Source organism: Luteolibacter luteus, assembly GCF_012913485.1.
GTDB classification, from domain to species: Bacteria; Verrucomicrobiota; Verrucomicrobiia; order Verrucomicrobiales; family Akkermansiaceae; genus Haloferula; species Haloferula lutea.
The window spans coordinates 30,926-48,526 of sequence record NZ_CP051774.1; the positions used below are offsets into that span (position 1 = coordinate 30,926).

The following is a 17,601-nucleotide window of genomic DNA, read 5'->3' on the forward strand; positions in this document are numbered from 1 at the left end:
TTCAGGGGAAGGTGGGGGTCCTCATGACCCGGTAAAATTTACAGGCGGGGGAAGGTTCGGAGGGATCGGTGAAGGAAAGGGTCTTCTCGCTGGCATTCGCCGCGAAGAGCGAGCCGGGCAGGTCATTCTTCCACGACTTCATGTCCGGAGAGTACTGGACCTGGTAATCGAAGCCGCTGTGGCCAGGCCACGCGATCTCCGCCTGCCGGCTGGCATTCAGCGCGAAGGACTGCGGCTCGAAAGGACCGGGAGGAATGGAGGCCACCAGCAAGTCCGCGACGAGGAGCCAATTGTCACCGGCCTGACCTGCGCCACCGGAGGGAATATCCCACTCAAAGGCCAGCGGCCCCAAGCTCAGCGGCTTCTGGATGGAGGTGAAGGCCTGGCTGAAAAGCGGGATGCCATCGAGACTGGCCTGCCACTCGTTCCGGTCGAAATCAATCGCCACGGTCAGGATCTGGAGTGCCGCCACGCCGAGCGTCTGGTCGCCGCGGATGAAAGGCACGCCGGTATCCTTCACCGTCACGCCATCATCGGAGAGCACCATCCCGGTGGTATTGTCGAAGATGATCGCGGCGAGGAAATACCCCTCTATGTTGTAGAAGGAGACGTAAAAATAGTCCCGCTTCGTGGAGGTGGAGTCTTGGACGCCCAGCAGGGTATCGAACTCGATCCTCGGAAAGCCGGTAGCGACCGGGTCGTGATTGATCGTCCGGTAGACCTTCGTGATCTTAGAAGTCGGCGAGGCGTAGCCGAGGTAGCCGGCCTTTCCGATCGGCAGGTCCTTCACGGGGTCCTGGATGATTCCCTGGGAGCCGCTCTTGGTATTGTCTGATACCCAACCGTTTGATCCCCCCCAACGGTTGTTGCCCGCGGTGAATTCCTCGAACTGCGTGGCATAAAGCGTCCCTCCTTCTGACACGGCTGTCAGAAGTGCTACCAATTTCGCCATTGCAGCAAACCGGGTCACACAGCAGTTCTGTCGATCATTCGTAGGGCGACTTTCTCTCTCTTTCGGAAGGCTGGGGGCAACCCGGCCGCCAGGGCCGGGTTGCCTCGTTTTTCGAGAGAAGCAAGACGAACATCCCACCCCGGGTTGCGCGCCAAAACTTCCCTCAAATCATCATTATGATCCGCCGGATGACTTGGGTTTGTCCGGTCCCTTACCTCTTCCTATCCCCCGAAAGAATTCGGTAAGCGTGACCAGGCCGTCGTCATCGGCATCCATCATGTTGAAAAGATTCGCGGCCTTCTGAGGCGGCGTGTTTTTGAACTGCGGCAGGGTGGCGAATTCCTCGAGGCTGAGCAGCTCGTCATCTCCCGCGAGGTCGAGGAAGAGATTGGCGATCTTGTTCTCAAGGTTGGACTTCAGCGTCTGGACCGCGGCGTTGCGCTCGTCGTCATCGACGACGCCATCGCCATTCGTGTCCCACTTGCTGTTGCCCTGGCCGTTTCCGTTATTGCCGTTGTTTCCGTTCCCGTTGTTCGACCCCTTGCCATTGGCATTGCCATTGTTCTCGCGCGCGGCCTTGCGGGCCTCCGCGTACGCTTGGCGCTCGGCTTCGGAGATCTTCCCGTCGTTGTCCGTATCCAGGAACGCCGGGACCCCTGTCGTGGCACTGGGCGGCACTGCCCCACAGACCCCGCAGAGGAGGAATGGAAGGAGGAGGCGCAGTTTCATGGACGATTAGGGAGGAATCGGGTTCTTGAAAGGGAACGACGCATTAGCCCGGGTCTCGGTTACATTGAAATTTGCAATTTTGCAGAATTTTGGGAGGGGCTCCCGCAGAGGCAAATCTTATGCTGAAAATTAGCAGGTTACAAAGGAAATTAGGATTGCGAAATTTTCGGGGAAGAGGGCCGATTTGTGGGAGCAGCGGAAAAAATCGGAGAAAAACGAGTTCTCCAGCGGGCCGCGCCTACGCCGATGACCTAGAGCCAGCCTGCCATTCCACCTAGTAACATCCCCTGATATCTTCCGTCCTATAGAGATGAACCATGGCGAAACGTGGCAGCCTGCTCCAGGAGGCGGGCTCCAGCACCAGCGGGCGAATCTGGTAAAAGCGGCGAAGGACTACCTTCTGGCGGCAAACCGGGACCGGGTCCTGATCCGTGAGGAAGTGGAAGAGGGCATCGCGATCATCGTGATGCTGCGGCGGATGGATGAGGAGGCCCCCATGGAAAAAGAAGCTGGCGGCCGGGATTGAGAAGTCCCGTACCGCCAGCGTAGCGGGCCGTTATCCCCCCGGATGGGGCCCGCACCCTCATGGAAAACCCCCGCGCCAAGCCGGGTCAAGCGGCCGCATCTAGTTGAAATCCCTAATGCTTCCTCCTTGTTGGCTAGTTGGGATGGCGGCATCTTGACGTGTGCTGTCCCGTATTCCCCCCTCGGGCACTGGCATTGGGGCGACCCGGTGCTCATGGCCTTCCCCGGGTCGCCCCTCGCCAAAAGGGAAAGCGTTGTTTGCTCCCTTTGGAGAGATCTGATTTCAGGCGAAAAAATGGGGGTGCTTCCGCGCACGTGGGAGCACCCCGCTCTTTCTGCTGGCTCGCATTGGCCGGGAAACCGGGTGTTAGCGGCTGCTTGAGCATGTAAGGGAGGTCGCAGCACGGAGCAGATCGCTCTGCGGGCGGGCCTTGGAGCCCGATGCCCCTGCGGGCTCAGTGACAGGAAATCGAAAATAAACTCGTTTTACCTATCAACCCAATCAGGTAGACCCATTTCCCGAAGAAGATCCTCCGTGCCGATGATGATTTCCCGCCCCGTCTTCCCCTTACCCCTCCCCCTTTCCGTGCTGATGCTCGCCACCGCTGTCGTCCACGCGGAGGCGGTGCCGAATCGCGAACCGCTGCAGGCGACGCCGTTCACTGCCCTCGAGCTGGGATCGATCCGTGCGCGGGGTTGGCTGGAGAATCAGCTGAAGCTGCAGGCGGATGGCCTGACCGGTCATGCGGAAGAAGTGATCCCGGAGCTGGGTCCGGAAAATGGCTGGCGCGGTGGCGAGGGCGAAGCTTGGGAGAAGGGCCCCTACTATCTGCGCGGTCTGGTGAGCCTGGCCTACGTGAAGGATGATCCGAGGCTGAAGAAGCAGGCGCAGGTGTGGATCGATTCGCTGTTGAAGACGCAGCGCGAGGACGGGCAGCTGGGCCCGAAGTCGAACAACGATTGGTGGCCGCGGATGGTGATCACGTGGACGCTGCGCGATTACCACGAGGCGACGAAGGATGATCGTGTGATCCCGGCACTGATGAAGTATGCGCGCTACCTGCATGCGAACTTGCCGCAGCAGCCGCTGCAGGAGTGGGCGAAGGCGCGCGCGGGCGACCAGATCGACACGCTTTACTGGCTCTACAACCGGACCGGAGAGAAGTTTCTGTTAGAGACGGTGGACGAGCTGCGGAAGCAGGCGAACCGGTGGAATCCTTTCTTCCAGACGCTGCGCGGATCGCCGGAGGATTTCCGGATCGAGCACGGCGTGAATGTTTCGCAGGCGATGAAGTATCCGGTGGTGAATTACGTCCGCACCGGCGAGGCGAAGGACCGCGCGGTCTTCGGCGAGGCATGGGAAGTCCTGCCGAAGAAGCATGGCTTGCCGATCGGGATGTGGAGCGGCACGGAGCCGCTGGCGGGTCGCTCGACCACGCAGGGGATCGAGATGTGCTCGATCGTCGAGCAGATGCTAAGCAACGAGGTGGCGTTGGAAGCGCTGGGTGATCCGGTGATCGGCGACCGGCTGGAGAAGATCGCCTTCAATCTCTTGCCCGGCGGGACGACGAAGGACTTCAAGCAATTCCAGTATTACACGCTGCCGAATGTCCCGGTGGCGCGGAAGAATGTGCCGCGGACCTTGCCCTTTGCGGATGACCATGGGGATGACTTGCTGGTGAGCCCGCACTCGGGCTTTCACTGCTGCTGCTACAACCTGCACATGGGCTGGCCGAAGTATGTGCAGCACGCGTGGATGGCGACGGGCGATGGGGGCTTGGCCGCGGTGGCTTACGGGCCGACGGAGGTTTCGACGACGGTGAAGAAGACGCCGGTGACGATCCAGGAAGAGACGGACTATCCCTTCAGCGATGTGATCCGCTTCACGGTGAATCCGGCGAAGCCGCTGGCCTTTCCGCTGAAGCTGCGCATCCCGGAGTGGGCTTCAAAGGCGCGGGTGGCGGTGAATGGCGAGATGATCGCGGGAGTGAAGAGCGGCGCTTTCCTCACGGTGGATCGCACATGGAAGGCAGGCGACAAGGTGACGATGGAGCTGCCCGCGGAGCTGAAGACGGAGAATGGCTATCGTGGCTCCGCGGCGATCTGGCGTGGTCCCTTGGTTTTCTCACTGAAGATCGCGGAGACGGTGAAGACGTTCACGAAGATCGGCGGCGGCTTCGATGAGATCGAGATGACGCCATCGACGCCATGGAACTATGCGCTGGATCTGGAGCGCGAAAACCCGGCGGCACAGGTAAAGCTGCAACGTGCGAAGATGCCGGAGAATCCGTGGCTGCCGGAGAGCACGCCGATCACGCTGACGGTGCCTGCGAAGCGTCTGCCGCAGTGGGGCTTGGTGCGGGATGAGAGGATGGCGGACGAGGTGCCGGAGAGCCCGGCAGCGAGCGATCAACCGCTGGAGCAGGTGACGCTGGTGCCCTTTGGCGCGCAGACGCTGCGGATCACGGCTTTCCCGCTGCTGCGGGGGAAGGAGATCCCGGACCCGGGCTTGAGCTTTTCGCATCACCATGGCGGGGATGCCACGGATGCGATCCTGACGAATGCGGCCCCATCGTCTTCGCGCGGCGAGGACATCCCGCGGATGACTTTCTGGGATCACACGGGCAGCGCGGAGTGGTTGCAATGGTCGTTTGAAAAGGCGGAGGAGATTTCCTCGGTGAGTGTTTATTGGTTCGACGACAGCGGCTCCGGGCGCTGCCGGGTGCCGGCATCGTGGTCGCTTTCCTACAAGGATGGCGGCGAGTGGAAGCCGGTGAAGGGCGCGGGGGCCTTTGGCGTGGAGAAAGACGCGCCGAACCGCGTGAGCTTCGAGCCGGTGACGACCACGGCGATCCGCCTCGATATCCAGTTGCAAGAGGGGTTCTCGGGAGGGCTTCTGGAACTGCGCCGCAACTGAGCCCCTACTACGTGTTTTACTTATTGCGGGATACGCGGAATACGCGACATTATCCGGCCCTTATTCTTCCTCCAGTCCCGGAGCGCGTCCCCACCAAGCCACGCGCCACCGGGAAACTCGAAAGCTCGTGAAGAAAGCCCAGCTCGTCCTGCTCGGGACCCTAATCCCTGTAGGTCTCGCGATGATTGGTGTTGTGCAGCGTCCTGCCCAACAGCCGCCGGATCTGAGCCCGGGCCAAGGGCCGATTGCGGAGAAATCGCCGTTGGCGGAAGCCGCGCGGGTGGCGCAGGCGGATCTTCCCGCGCTGGCATCCGATGCCGGGCGGAAGGTGCCGCACTTGCATGGCGGCGACTGCATCAGCTGCGCGGCCGGGAAGCCGCACACGGAGCCGGTGCGGCTTTCGAAAGTACTACAAGCTTCGTACTTCGAGGGAATGAAGGAGAAAGGCGGGAGCTTCGGGCTCGCGCTGCCGGACGGCAAGGAAGGCGTGGCGGTCGTCGAGCGGGTGGAGCTGGACGCCGCGGGAAACTGGGTGATGAGCGAGGGCCGGATGACCGCGCCTGCGGAGGGACGCTTCCTTTTCCGCCGCCAGCCGGAGGGCACGCCCTCGGGACGCTATGCCGGGGCGATCCGCTTTCCCGCGGAGAGCTATGGCTATCTTTTCGAACAAGCGGAGGATGGCAGCCCGCAGCTGACCTATGCCCATGCCGATGGCGTGAGCTGCGTGAACTACGCGAAGCCTCAGGCGATCCCGCTGGCGGAGAATGCCCCGGAGGCGGAATACCTGCTGCCGGACGAGCATCCGACGGATGCGCAGATCCCGGCGTACCAGAACGGCGTGATCCCGCTGCAAAGCCTGCCGCGGGCGACGGGCGTGGTGTATCTCGACTTCGATGGCGAGGAGGGCCCCTTCGAGGGCTGGGGAAATTTCGATGCCGCGCCCTCCGGCTCGAACAACGCGCAGATCTTCGAGGTGTGGTCGCGCGTGGCGGAGGACTTCGCGCCTTTCAACATCAATGTCACCACGGACCTCCAGATCTACCTGGATGCGCCGGAGACTTCCCGCCAGCGCTGCATCATCACGCCGACCACGAATGCCGCGCCCGGCGCCGGCGGGGTCGCTTACATCGGCTCATGGAATTGGGATGGCGACACGCCGTGCTGGGCCTTCTACACGACCGGGAAGAACAGCGCGGAAGTGATCTCCCATGAAGTGGGCCACACGCTGGGGCTAGGCCACGATGGACGCGTGGCGGAAGGGACCAGCGACGCGGAGGGCTACTATGGCGGCCACTCCGGCTGGGCACCGATCATGGGCGTGGGGTATTACCAGAACCTCAGCCAGTGGTCGAAGGGCGAGTATGCCCGCGCCGACCAGAAGCAGGATGACCTGGCGGTGATGGATAGTTTCAATGCGGTGGATTTCCGTGCGGATGACAGCGGCGACAGCCCGGCCACGGCCAGCCCGCTGGAGCTCTTTGGCACGACGATCAACGACGACGGGATCATCGGCACCCGCAGCGATGTGGATGTCTATAAATTCACCACCACCGGCGGCAGCGCGGCGATCGCGATCAAGCCGCTGAACCAAGGTCCGAACCTGGATATCAGCGCGGAGCTGCGCAATGCGGGAGGCTCCGTGATCGCCACCTCGAACCCGGATCCGGGGATCGATGCATCCTTCAACCTCAACCTCGCGGCGGGGACCTACACCCTCCACATCGATGGCACGGGCCGTGGCGATGTGCTGGCCGATGGCTATTCGGACTACGGCTCGCTGGGCCACTATGTGATCGATGGCAACATCGCGGGAGCGATCTCGCCGGATCGTTTCTCGGTGAATGAATTCGCGCCCGTGGGCACGGCGGTGGGCACGGTGACGCCGGACAAGAATCACGGCGCGAATCCCCTCGCCTTCTCGATTGTCCCGGGCAACAGCGGCAGCAGCTTCGCAATCAATCCGGTGACCGGCGCGATCACGGTGGCAAATCCCACGCGGCTCGACTTCAGCCTGCTTTCCTCCGGCTGGGATGATCCCGCGGTGATGGAGCTGCTGGTGCAGGTCACGGATGCCGCGCAGCCCGCGCTGAATGAAACCATCCGCGTGGTGGTGACGGTGATCGATACGGGTGCCACGTCCCCGGCGATCCTGAAGCACCGCTATTCCTTCACGACCGGCACGAACGATTCCATCGGCACGGCGCATCTCAGCCTGGCCGGTAGCGCCACCGTGAGCGGCGGCAAGCTGGACCTCCCGGGCGGGCTGACGCGCACGAACCACGCGACCGCGCAGGGTGCGGGTCTGGCCGAGCTGGCAGCCACGATCCATGGCTCCACGGCGGTGACGATGGAGGCGTGGTTCAACCAGGATACCTTCCAGAATTTCGCCAAGCTCTTCATGGCCGGCACGGCTTCGGGTGCGGACTACCTCGACATCACGCCACGCCGCGGGTCGGATGGAAATGTTTCCAGCATCTCGATCCGCAAGAACTCCGGCGGGGAATCGAACGTGAAGGGCGGCAGCGCGATGTGGCCGAACGTGGAATACTACGTCGCCGCGATCTGGGACGAGGTGACGGACTGCATCACGCTGAAGGTCGGCCCGGTCGGCGGCAGCCTGACGACGGTCAGCGAGCCGATGAACGGCAGGAAACTCGAGGACCTGGAGATCAGCCAGTTTTTCCTGGGCTCCGCGGTCTTCTGGCCTGACCCGGATTTCGATGGGCAGCTCGATGAATTCCGCATCTGGCGCGGCGTGCCCAGCGACAGCCGGATCGCGAAGAGCTTCGCAGCCGGTCCGAATCCCTCCGGTGATAGCGATCTCGATGGCCTGCCGGATTCGTGGGAGCTTTCCTTCACGGGCATCAACAACCTGACGATGCTCGATGGCAACCGCTACGCGAAGAGCGGCTCCGGTGCGGGCAGCGGCGACTACGATGGCGACGGACTCTCCGACTACGACGAATACAACGGCGGCAGCGGCAGCACGAACCCGACGAAGACCGACAGCGACAACGATGGCTTCAGCGACCTGCTGGAGCGAGCGGAAGGCACGAACCCGAATGACCCGAACAGCGGGCCCTCCGCGAAGCTGGCGCACCGCTATGGCTTCAATGCCGGCGCGATCGACATCGTGGGCACGGCGGACCTGACGCTGAAGGGCGGGGCGAGCGTGGCCAATGGCAGCCTGGATGTGCCGGGCGGCCCGCCGCGCGACAGCCAGGCCTATGCCGAAGGCCCCGCGCTGGCGGAAGTCGCCGCGACAATCCAGAACGCCTACGCGGTGAGCATCGAGGCCTGGTTCAAGCAGGATGTGGCGCAGAACTGGGCGAAGGTGGTGATGGCCGGCAAGGGTTCGGACGGAAACTACATCGACCTCACCCCGCGCCGCGGCGTGAACAACAATGTCTCCAGCGCATCCTTCAATACGGGCGCGGGCGAAAGCACGGCGATCGGCGGGCCAAACGGGACCGCGCTGGTGAATGGCACGAAGTACTATGCCGCTGCGATTTGGAATCCGCTGACGGATTTGCTCACGCTGCGGATGGGCCCGGTGGGTGGCACGCTGAGCACCTTCACCACGCCGATGGGCGGCAAGAAGCTGTCCCAGCTCCTGGTGAATGAATTCCGCATCGGCGCGGCGGTGCAATTCGACGATCCGAATTTCGACGGCCAGATCGATGAGGTCCGGGTGTGGAAGGGCGTGCTTTCGAATGCGCAGATCGCGACGAACTTCGCTGCGGGTCCGGTGCAACCGGCCGGCGATGCCGATGGCGACGGGCTGCCGGACGAGTGGGAGATGTCCTTCCCCGGCATCCATACGCTGCACGTCCTGGGACCGGCGAAGGACTTCGATGGCGATGGCCTGCTCGATACGGCGGAGCCGCTGGCCGGCACCAGCCCGCTGGACAATGACACCGACCACGATGGCTTCAGCGATCTGGCGGAGGTGAATGCCGGAACAAATCCGACGGACCCGAACAGCGCACCGGCGGTACCGCCGGCACTGCTCACGCACCGCTATTCCTTCAGTGGAAACCTTGCGGACTCCGTGGGCACGGCGAACCTGAGCCTGGTGGGCACCGCATCGGTGACGGGTGGAAAGCTGAACCTCCCGGGAGGCGCGACGCGAACGAACCATGCACGGGCCCAGGGGGCATCCCTCGCCGAGCTGGCCTCGACGATCGATGGTGCCAGCGCGCTGACGATCGAGGGATGGTTCACGCAGGACACCGCGCAGGATTGGTCGAAGCTCCTGATGCTGGGCCTGAGCACGGGCGGCAACTACATCGACATCACGCCGAAGCGCGGGATCGATGGCAACGTGCCGAGCGCCTCGATCAATCCGGGGAATGGCGAAGCGCGGGTGCTGGGCGGGACACCGCTGCCAAATGCCACACCGCATTACTTCGCCGCGACCTGGGACGTGCCGAACAACCGGCTGGTGCTGCGGATCGGCCCGGTGGGCGGCACGCTGAAGACCTTCCTCTCGACCATGGGCGGCAAGAACCTGGGCGGCTTGAACATCGACCAATTCTTCCTCGGAGCCGCGGTGGCTTTCGGCGATCCGGACTTCGACGGCCAGATCGACGAGCTGCGGATCTGGAAAGGCTCGCTGACCCGGACGCAGGTGCTGGATCACTTCGCGGTGGGTCCGGAGGAAGTGGGCACGCAGCCGACTTTCCGCGGCTCCGCCGTGAATGTGGGGGCCACGGGCATCACGCTGAATTACGGGAAGCTGGTGGCAGGCCAAGTGTATCACGTGGAGTCCAGCCCGACCTTGTCGAACTTCACGCCGGTGCCCGGATCGGAATTTACCGCGGGCTCGGAGAGCGGATCGGTAAGCCTGCCGATCAACAAGGGAGTCGATCCCAAGCTCTTCTTCCGCCTGATGAAGGGACCGATCCCGTAAGACGGACCCAAGCGGAGCGACATCTTCCCACAAAAACAGATTGGGCACCGCAATGCCCAATCTGCATCGTAGATGTCAGAGGCCCGGATGGAGGCCGAGACGATTCCAATGGGGTTCAAGAAGCTACCGAAGACCTCCGGCGGCGCAGAAGGCAAAAGGAGCCCGCCAAGCCGGCGAGCAGGGCGCTGGAAGGTTCAGGAACAACCGTCGCCCCTTCTCCAAGCTGGACCGCGACCTGACTGGAATAGACCTCGTTCTCCGTAAGGCTCTCGTGTGCGCTCAAAACGGAATACCCGGAAATAGGGCCGGAAAGCTTGATGTCATCGAACAAGATGCTGGCTGAATCGAAGCCGAGTGATGAATTCCACACGGCAGTCACCACATTGGTCCCCACTCCGCTGATTTCATAATTTCCCAGACCCGATCCACCGAAGGCGGTGAAGATCCCGCCTCCTTCGAGTGTGAATGTGATCGTCGAGCTGGTAAAGCTGAGGTCCTCGCCGCTTATGCCGCTCAGACCATAAGAGAGCCAACCGTTTTCAGCCGCCGATGTCTGGCCAGAGGAAGGTCCAAAGTCAACGGACTGATCAAGGGTGAATCCAAGGTCTTCTACCCAGGACGCCTCCCCCGGGCTATAGGAAGTGGTGATCGAGTTGGCTTCAAAGGAAGGGAAATATTGCTCCGCGTTGACAATGTTCGCGGAAAAATTCAGCGCGACCGCAACACCTCCTGAAGAATGGATCTGGGTCGTAGGATGAAATCCCTGGCTGCCATCCGGTTCCGAGGTGTATTCGATGACGCCATTCCATTCTGTTAGATCCCATCGGCCCGTATCCTGAGCCTGTGAGCTGGCGATCAAAGCCGCGACACCGATCCCCGAGGCAACCAACGCAACGGAATGCCGTGACAGCCTCGGATAACAGCAATATCGAGATATCGTTCTAATCTTCATTGAATAACTGTAAGGGTTCCTGAAGTCATCCAAACCCAACTAAGGCCTCAAGTAAAAAATCGGGAGTGACCTGCTAGACATCGCCTGCTGTTAGACTCCATCCCTGAGAGCCTCACCTCGTCACGATTCGAATTCGTGTCGCGTTGGCGACATCTCGATAAGCGCCTAAATCACTAACGACCAGAACCACAAAGACCAGGCATCTTTGAAAGCGCTTCAGTTTCCATCTTCGATCCGGCTCTCATTTCAAACAGCCCATCCGGCGAGAACTCGTGCGGCGCGACTGAAAATAAAAGTCATTTTATTCAACTGCATGAGAAAACCTGTTTACCGACCAATGGGCGTCACCGACGACTGGAAATAATATCTCACCATCCAAGGACATCACCCCAAGTCACTCTAACGAGAGCACCCTGTTCGCGTCATCGACAGCCTACTCCATCATCAGGCGGCAGCACGCCCGTGACGATGACCACGCAAATCGCGAAAGGGCCATCACCCGGTGGTACGAACCGTGACCATCGGCCTCTACCCGGGATACGCGGCTAACATCTTCGACAACCTCAAGTTCTCCGGTGCCGTTTCAAGCATCCAGATTCTCCAGCCCGAAGCCATCGCCGCGTTCCATGCTAACAGGATCTAACCAATCACGCTCCGTTTCTTGTGCCCGGTCTCCCCTATGGCCCGGATCAATGCCAGCAGCTGACGGGAAAAAGATTGCAGATTGCCCGGCACACTCCGTATTTTTGGCTCTGTGTCGGCATCGATCATCAAGTCGCATATCCGAAGGGTTTCCGGAAGCGGGCATGCATTGGAGCACGTGATCATCGAGCGAAGCTTGGAAGCTCCTTTCATGGAGTATGCCGTCAACTACCGCCCTCCATCCCAACACATTCTTGTGGCTCCCACGGAGGAGACATCGCTCTCCTGGTCCCCGGACGGACGGGGAAGGCGCAAGGAGGCAAATTTTTCCTCTGCGGATTTGATCCTCAACCCAAGCGGTTGCTTCACCCGTCCGCAATGGGATCGTGAGACGAGCTTCATTCTCGTGGCCGTGCAGCCGAAGGGGGTGATACAGGTGTGCGATGAGCTGGAGATACGGACAGCGGAGGTGCCGGAGCGCTTTCATTTCCGGAACGGTGCCCTGCTCAGGGCGATCCAGCGGCTCATGATGTGCTTCGATGTCGCCGGGCAACCGATGATGAAGGCGCGGGAGATGGAGCTCACCTTGATCCGGAGCCTGGTCAGCGAATGTGAGAACCTGCGCGATGGCAATCACCGGCTCTCCAAGTCGCGACTGGAAGCCGTTCACGCCTTCGTTCTGGACCGTCTTTCGTCCACGATCACCCTTGAGGAGATGGCGAAAGTTGCAGGCTACAGCAACTCGCGCTTTCTGCTGCTCTTCCGGAATACGATGGGGTTCTCGCCACACCAGTATGTCATGAGGGAGCGAATCGAAAAGGCCCGCGTGCTACTGGCGCGGACTCGCCTGCCGCTCAGCCATGTAGCGACTGACTGTGGATTCTCGGACCAGAGTCATTTCGCGAGGCTCTTCAAGCGGCATACCGGGATGACCCCGCACCAGTGGCGGTGCGGGTAGGCTATGGAGAGCGGGATGCACGTCACCGGGGCTGGTGATTAATAAGCATTTTGTTCAATACGCCAAGGGAAGCGACACCATGGTGAGGAGGCTCACTTCCCGGCTCAGCCGAAAGAAGGGAGCCCAATCGAAACTCCATCCATCCATGAGTAGACACAGCATTCAAGGGAAGGTCGCAATCGTCGCCGGCGGAGCAAAGAACCTCGGGGGGCTGATCAGCCGCGCGCTGGCGGAAAAGGGAGCGAGGGCGGTGGTGGTTCACTATAATAGCGACTCGAGTCGCAAGGATGCGGAAGAGACCGTGGCTGCGGTCAAGGCGCTTGGCGCGGACGCGATCGCCGTGCAGGGAGACCTTAGCATTCCGGCAAACAACACCCTGCTCTTCGCCGAGGCGATCAAGGTTTTTGGCGGGGTTGATATCGCCATCAACACTGCCGGGAAAGTGGTCAAGAAGCCCATCTCCGACGTCTCCGAGGAGGACTACGACCAGAGCTTCGACATCAACGCGAAGGCGGCCTTCTTCTTCATCAAGGAATCCGGGCTGAAGCTGAATGACCACGGCAAGGTCCTCACCATCGTAAGCTCCCTGCTTGCGGCCTACACGCCCTTCTATGCGGTCTATCCGGGTAGCAAGGCTTCGGTGGAGCATTTCACCCGTGCCGCGTCCAAGGAATTCGGCTCACGCGGGATCTCGGTGAATGCCCTGGGGCCGGGCCCCATGGATACGCCGTTCTTTTATCCGGCGGAAGCACCGGAAGCAGTGGCCTACCACAAGACCGCTGCCGCCCTCAGCGCGCATAGCCCGACCGGCCTGACCTCTCCCGAAGACATCGTCCCCACGGTTCTCCACTTGGTTTCCGATGGCTGGTGGATCACGGGACAAACCATTTTCTCAAACGGCGGCTACACGACACGCTGATCTCCCCACTGATGTGCCCGGGCCTGGTGCAGCTGTTCTCTTTGGGAACCAGCTTGCCGGGTCCCGCTTTCCGGCGGAATCACCGCTGAGCCTGCGAAGCTGGCAGGGCTCTTCTTCGGCCGAGCATCCCCGAGAGGCTGCGGCTCAGCGGAACTCGTGCTCATGCCCAAGAAAGCACAGGCACGCGCCGTATGGTGAAATGGATGTCCTCATGACTGATTCTCCGTTTCAACGGACAGGCCTTCCCCGCATCCCCCCGGAGAGTCAGCATCGGGTTCAAGGCGCAAGCAAAGACCTGTACGGTTTAACTCAAATGGAAGACGGAAAAAAGAATACGATTTATTTGCTGGATGACGACCCCTTGATCCTAGGCAGGCTTGGTTACATCCTCGAGGATCATGGCTACGCCACCGAGGTGTATACCGATCCCACGGAATTCCTACAGTTGCAGGCACCTTTGTCTGAGTCGTGTCTTCTCGTGGATTTCCAGATGCCGAAGATGGACGGAATCCAAGTGCAGAATTTCGTGAGGGACCGGAACTGGAATTTGCCGATGATTTTCATGTCCGCCTATGGGACCGTCCCTGTGGTCGCCACGGCCATGAAGCAAGGAGGCGTGGACTTCATCCAGAAGCCTCTGATCAAGGCACAGGTCCTCTCCGCCGTGGATCGGGCTCTCCACATTTCACGGGAGCGGCATCTCGCGCGGACTGAAGCCGAGAACGCGCGGGAGATGCTCGGCTCCTTGACGGAGCGTGAGTTCGACGTGCTGGATTTGCTCGTGCGCGGGCTTCTGAACAAACAGATCGCCGTGGGGCTCGGTATTGGCGAGCGCACCGTGAAAGTTCATCGTTCCCGGATCCTAACGAAGCTGGGAGTCAATGCGGTTCCCCTGCTGGTGCCCATCGTGATGGCGGCCGGTTTAAAACCGGAGAAGATTCGCTGATTGCCGGCTAAAGAGAGCTCTCCGGTGGAAGTGGCAGCGTGAAATGAAAAGCGCTGCCTTCATTCGGCAAGCTGTCCACCGAGAGGTCCCCCCCATTGGCATCCAGGAAGCTCGAGACGATCTGCAGGCCGAGTCCAGCGCCTCGTTCTCGCGCGGTACCGACCGAAGTCGAGAACCCCTTTCCTTCTTCGAACAGTCCGTCCGTTTGTTGAGACGTCATCCCCACTCCATTGTCCTCCACGGTGATCCTCCAGGATCCTCCCGCGCGGGATGCGGATAGCCTGACGCGCCCACCCCGGCCAGTGAACTTGATCGCGTTTGAAAGGAGGTTCCGGAGGATGGAGCCAAGGTGGTGCCGATCTGCCCATACCATGGCATCGCCATCGATATCGATCACCACCTTGATGGCCTTGAATTCGGCATTGACGCGCAGGAGCTCCACCGCGTCTTCGGCCATCGCGAGGACCCGGCATGACATTGGCGCAGGTTTGAGTTCATCGAGCTGCAGGGTGGCCCATTCCATGATGTTCTCCAGCGTCCACCGGGTGCTGTCCGTCGCCAGCCTCAGCTGCTTCTTGATGGAGAAGAACTCCGACTGCTCCATTCTGCCCTCTTTCACGAGATCGAGTGCCGTGCTCAGGCTTGCGATCGGACTTCTCACGTCATGACCGATGATGGCAAGGAGCTGTTCCTTCGCGCGGTTTGCCTGAATAAGCTGCGCGGTTTTCTCCCGCAGCTGGCTACACAACGCGGAAATGACCAGTGAGGAGGCCACGCCTGCGAGAATCAGAAAATCGGCGTAGAGCACCCGACCTTGGGTGGAAAAATAAAGCAGTGATTCGGGGCTGATGGCGATCGACAGCACGAACCCCATCGTGATGAGGAAATTAATTGCCGATGTGACAAGTGTTCCCGACTGGACCGAGCTCCAGATCAATACAAGATAGAATCCCCCAAAGACCGCGAACCAATAGAGCCGGTCGATTTCCCCTAGCCGGAAATAGCTGAACATCAGGATTCCGGCGCCATAGAGCCCGAGAATGGCCGAGCTGCGGACCAGCTCCCTGCGATCAAAGCGCAGACCGGCGCTGCACCAGGTGAGAAGGATGGGAACCAGCAAGAATTGTCCCATCGTGTTTCCAGCCCAGGAATAGATGGAGAGGTGGATGACCTCTTCAGGCACCGATATGCTCATCCTGGGAAGAGCTTTGGCGAGTGCCGAAGCGGGCTGGAGGACGAGCGCGATCATGGCGAAAAGCCGGACAACATCCCGTGGCCTTCCAAGGGAAGGTGAGATCCGCCATTTCCAGAAAAGCCATCCGCCAATGGAATCCCCGATCGCGTTGACGAGTCCAAATGCGGCACCCACCGCGGCCGGTACTCCGAGCGATACCGAAAGGACCAGTTGTCCCAGGAAGATTCCCAAGGACACCCGCGGTCCAAAGATGATGGTGAACGCCAGGGCTAAACCCTCGGGTAGAAATGCAATGCTCGTGGCACTGCCTTCGGAAACTGCCATGGCGAAGGCCAGCCGGCCCAAGAGAAAATAGCCCACCGCCAGCGCTACCGTGAGGTTCACGGAATTGGCCCAGCTTCCATCGATCGGGCCAGACCGTCGCCCTAGAGACCGGAGCCGAGTCACAAATCCGGTATCATCTTCGAATCCCCCTGACATTTCACCTTTGATCCAAAATTCCGCCCATTCCCGGTCTGGTCTGAATAGAAAGAGCACAGGACTCCGAAAGCCCTGTGCCCGATCGCGCGAAGCAACTTCTATTCGCTGAAACTTTGAACCGACGCCGCGAGTTCCCCGGGGGAAAGAACTCGGGCCGGGAGGGGAACTAGCGGCTGCGACGGCGGACCACCAGCCCGATTGTGCCGATCAAGCCGAGCATGGCGGCGGAAGGCTCTGGCACGACATCGTAATTGTACTTCACGGTGACGAAGCCTTGCACATCGGACACGACGTAAGCTTGCTGCAAACCTCCCATGCCCGTTGCGCCAGTGGTTTGTAGCGCGCCGAAGTTCAGGACAAAGGTGTTGTTTCCGCCCGCGGCGACGTAGCCACCATTGAAGAGCGAATTGATCGTGCCGGAAGCCGAAACCGTGAGGTTGCTTGGGGCGAAAATGTAGTAGTCACTCTGCCCGGTGTTGTTGAACTCGGTGGTCGGGTCACCGGAAGTGGCACCGATCCCGAGTCCATCGAGCGAACTTGTGGCATTGAGAGTGGCCCCGATCGGGTTGAACGCGAGATCCAGCAGGCTGATGCCGCCGGACACTACCGTGAGGCTGCCGTTGATCGTGTGTTGCAGGCCGATCGTCCCCGCGCTGGCGGAATCATTGTCCACAGCCAGGCTTCCACCGGTCTTCGTGAACTCAAGCGTGACTTCGACGCTCTGCAAAACACGAGTGCCGCCCTGATCGTCAAACTTATCGAAGGTCACCTGCTGGGAGCCGTTTGGCAGGAATCCGAAGTTCTCGGTTTGGGAAAGGACATAAGCAGCCTGGGCCTTGGCACCGGCAACGGCCAGCAAGGTGAGGGTGGAGACAGCGGATGTGGTGAACCATTTTTGCAGATGCATGCGCAGCGATGAAAGGGGCGGTTTCGTGCCCCTTCAATTTCCTCAAGGGGAAATGTTCATTCGAACATTTACCATCCGTAGCTAGGCACAGCGAGGGCAGCAGCCTTGCCCATCCCGGTTCTGGACGCGGGCTCGGAGAGCGGATCGGTGAGCTTGGTGAAGGGACCGATCCCGTAAGGCCGGGGGCTCATCGGCTGGAGCGCGGACGAAGCGGAAGAACTTGAGGTTCAGCGAGAAAGGGTATCGACCCTTGGCGGGGATCGCCCGGCCTTAAAGCATGGGAGGGCAGCTCCGATCCCCCGAAGAGGCGTCCGGGTGCCCACAGTTGTCGGATAGCCTGCTCATTTAAGGATACCGGATTATCGCTACCGTCAGTTATGAAGTAACCAAAGGGACAACAATACACGCGATAACGTAGGAGAACATGCAATACGCACACTTATCCGGCTAAAAACATGTCGATTTTATACCCGACGACTACCCCGACCCTTACCGCGGGCGCTTCAGCAACAAGCGGACAGAGAAATCCATCCCAAAGTTTGGCAGGAGCAAAAAACTTGAAATTCG

Annotated in this window: 12 protein-coding genes; 7 read left to right on the plus strand and 5 right to left on the minus strand. The window is 60.7% G+C overall.

Going from position 1 to position 17,601, the window contains the following annotated elements; genetic code table 11:
- Window position 1: 1 nt before the first annotated feature.
- Window positions 2-922, minus strand: coding sequence for a hypothetical protein (locus HHL09_RS00150; RefSeq protein ID WP_169452480.1), 921 nt, complete (start codon window positions 920-922; stop codon window positions 2-4).
- A gap of 204 nt (window positions 923-1,126) precedes the next feature.
- On the minus strand, window positions 1,127-1,681 hold the full coding sequence (locus HHL09_RS00155) for an EF-hand domain-containing protein (RefSeq protein WP_169452481.1): 555 nt from the start codon (window positions 1,679-1,681) through the stop codon (window positions 1,127-1,129).
- Window positions 1,682-1,991: 310 nt separating this feature from the next.
- On the opposite strand from HHL09_RS00155, the gene HHL09_RS00160 reads away from it, so the two are divergent.
- The 3 genes from HHL09_RS00160 to HHL09_RS00170 all read left to right on the plus strand — a co-directional run bounded on the left by HHL09_RS00160 (window position 1,992) and on the right by HHL09_RS00170 (window position 10,035).
- Window positions 1,992-2,207 (plus strand): hypothetical protein, encoded by a 216-nt coding sequence (locus HHL09_RS00160; protein ID WP_169452482.1) that lies wholly within the window; start codon window positions 1,992-1,994, stop codon window positions 2,205-2,207.
- Window positions 2,208-2,747: 540 nt separating this feature from the next.
- Window positions 2,748-5,123 (plus strand): beta-L-arabinofuranosidase domain-containing protein, encoded by a 2,376-nt coding sequence (locus HHL09_RS00165; RefSeq protein ID WP_169452483.1) that lies wholly within the window; start codon window positions 2,748-2,750, stop codon window positions 5,121-5,123.
- Between the two features lie 127 nt (window positions 5,124-5,250).
- Window positions 5,251-10,035: a LamG-like jellyroll fold domain-containing protein gene (locus tag HHL09_RS00170; protein ID WP_169452484.1), complete on the plus strand. Its 4,785-nt coding sequence runs from the start codon at window positions 5,251-5,253 to the stop codon at window positions 10,033-10,035.
- A gap of 115 nt (window positions 10,036-10,150) precedes the next feature.
- Here HHL09_RS00170 and HHL09_RS00175 read toward each other — a convergent pair whose 3' ends face one another.
- Window positions 10,151-11,026 carry a PEP-CTERM sorting domain-containing protein gene (locus HHL09_RS00175; protein ID WP_169452485.1) on the minus strand — a complete coding sequence of 292 codons (876 nt, stop codon included), beginning with the start codon at window positions 11,024-11,026 and terminating at the stop codon, window positions 10,151-10,153.
- Window positions 11,027-11,489: 463 nt separating this feature from the next.
- Between HHL09_RS00175 and HHL09_RS00180 the strand changes: the two genes are divergently transcribed.
- From HHL09_RS00180 to HHL09_RS00195, 4 genes are all read left to right on the plus strand, one after another.
- Window positions 11,490-11,630 carry a hypothetical protein gene (locus HHL09_RS00180; protein ID WP_169452486.1) on the plus strand — a complete coding sequence of 47 codons (141 nt, stop codon included), beginning with the start codon at window positions 11,490-11,492 and terminating at the stop codon, window positions 11,628-11,630.
- Between the two features lie 111 nt (window positions 11,631-11,741).
- Complete coding sequence (locus tag HHL09_RS00185; RefSeq protein ID WP_169452487.1) at window positions 11,742-12,587, plus strand: helix-turn-helix transcriptional regulator; 846 nt, start codon at window positions 11,742-11,744, stop codon at window positions 12,585-12,587.
- Between the two features lie 145 nt (window positions 12,588-12,732).
- Window positions 12,733-13,506, plus strand: coding sequence for an SDR family oxidoreductase (locus tag HHL09_RS00190; protein WP_169452488.1), 774 nt, complete (start codon window positions 12,733-12,735; stop codon window positions 13,504-13,506).
- Window positions 13,507-13,819: 313 nt separating this feature from the next.
- Entirely contained in the window at window positions 13,820-14,452 is a 633-nt protein-coding gene (locus tag HHL09_RS00195) for a response regulator transcription factor (protein ID WP_169452489.1), read from the plus strand.
- A gap of 7 nt (window positions 14,453-14,459) precedes the next feature.
- Here the strand turns inward: HHL09_RS00195 and HHL09_RS00200 are convergent, their stop codons facing one another.
- Window positions 14,460-16,031: a sensor histidine kinase gene (locus HHL09_RS00200; RefSeq protein ID WP_169452490.1), complete on the minus strand. Its 1,572-nt coding sequence runs from the start codon at window positions 16,029-16,031 to the stop codon at window positions 14,460-14,462.
- A gap of 262 nt (window positions 16,032-16,293) precedes the next feature.
- Complete coding sequence (locus HHL09_RS00205) at window positions 16,294-17,034, minus strand: PEP-CTERM sorting domain-containing protein (RefSeq protein WP_169452491.1); 741 nt, start codon at window positions 17,032-17,034, stop codon at window positions 16,294-16,296.
- Between the last annotated feature and the right edge of the window lie 567 nt (window positions 17,035-17,601).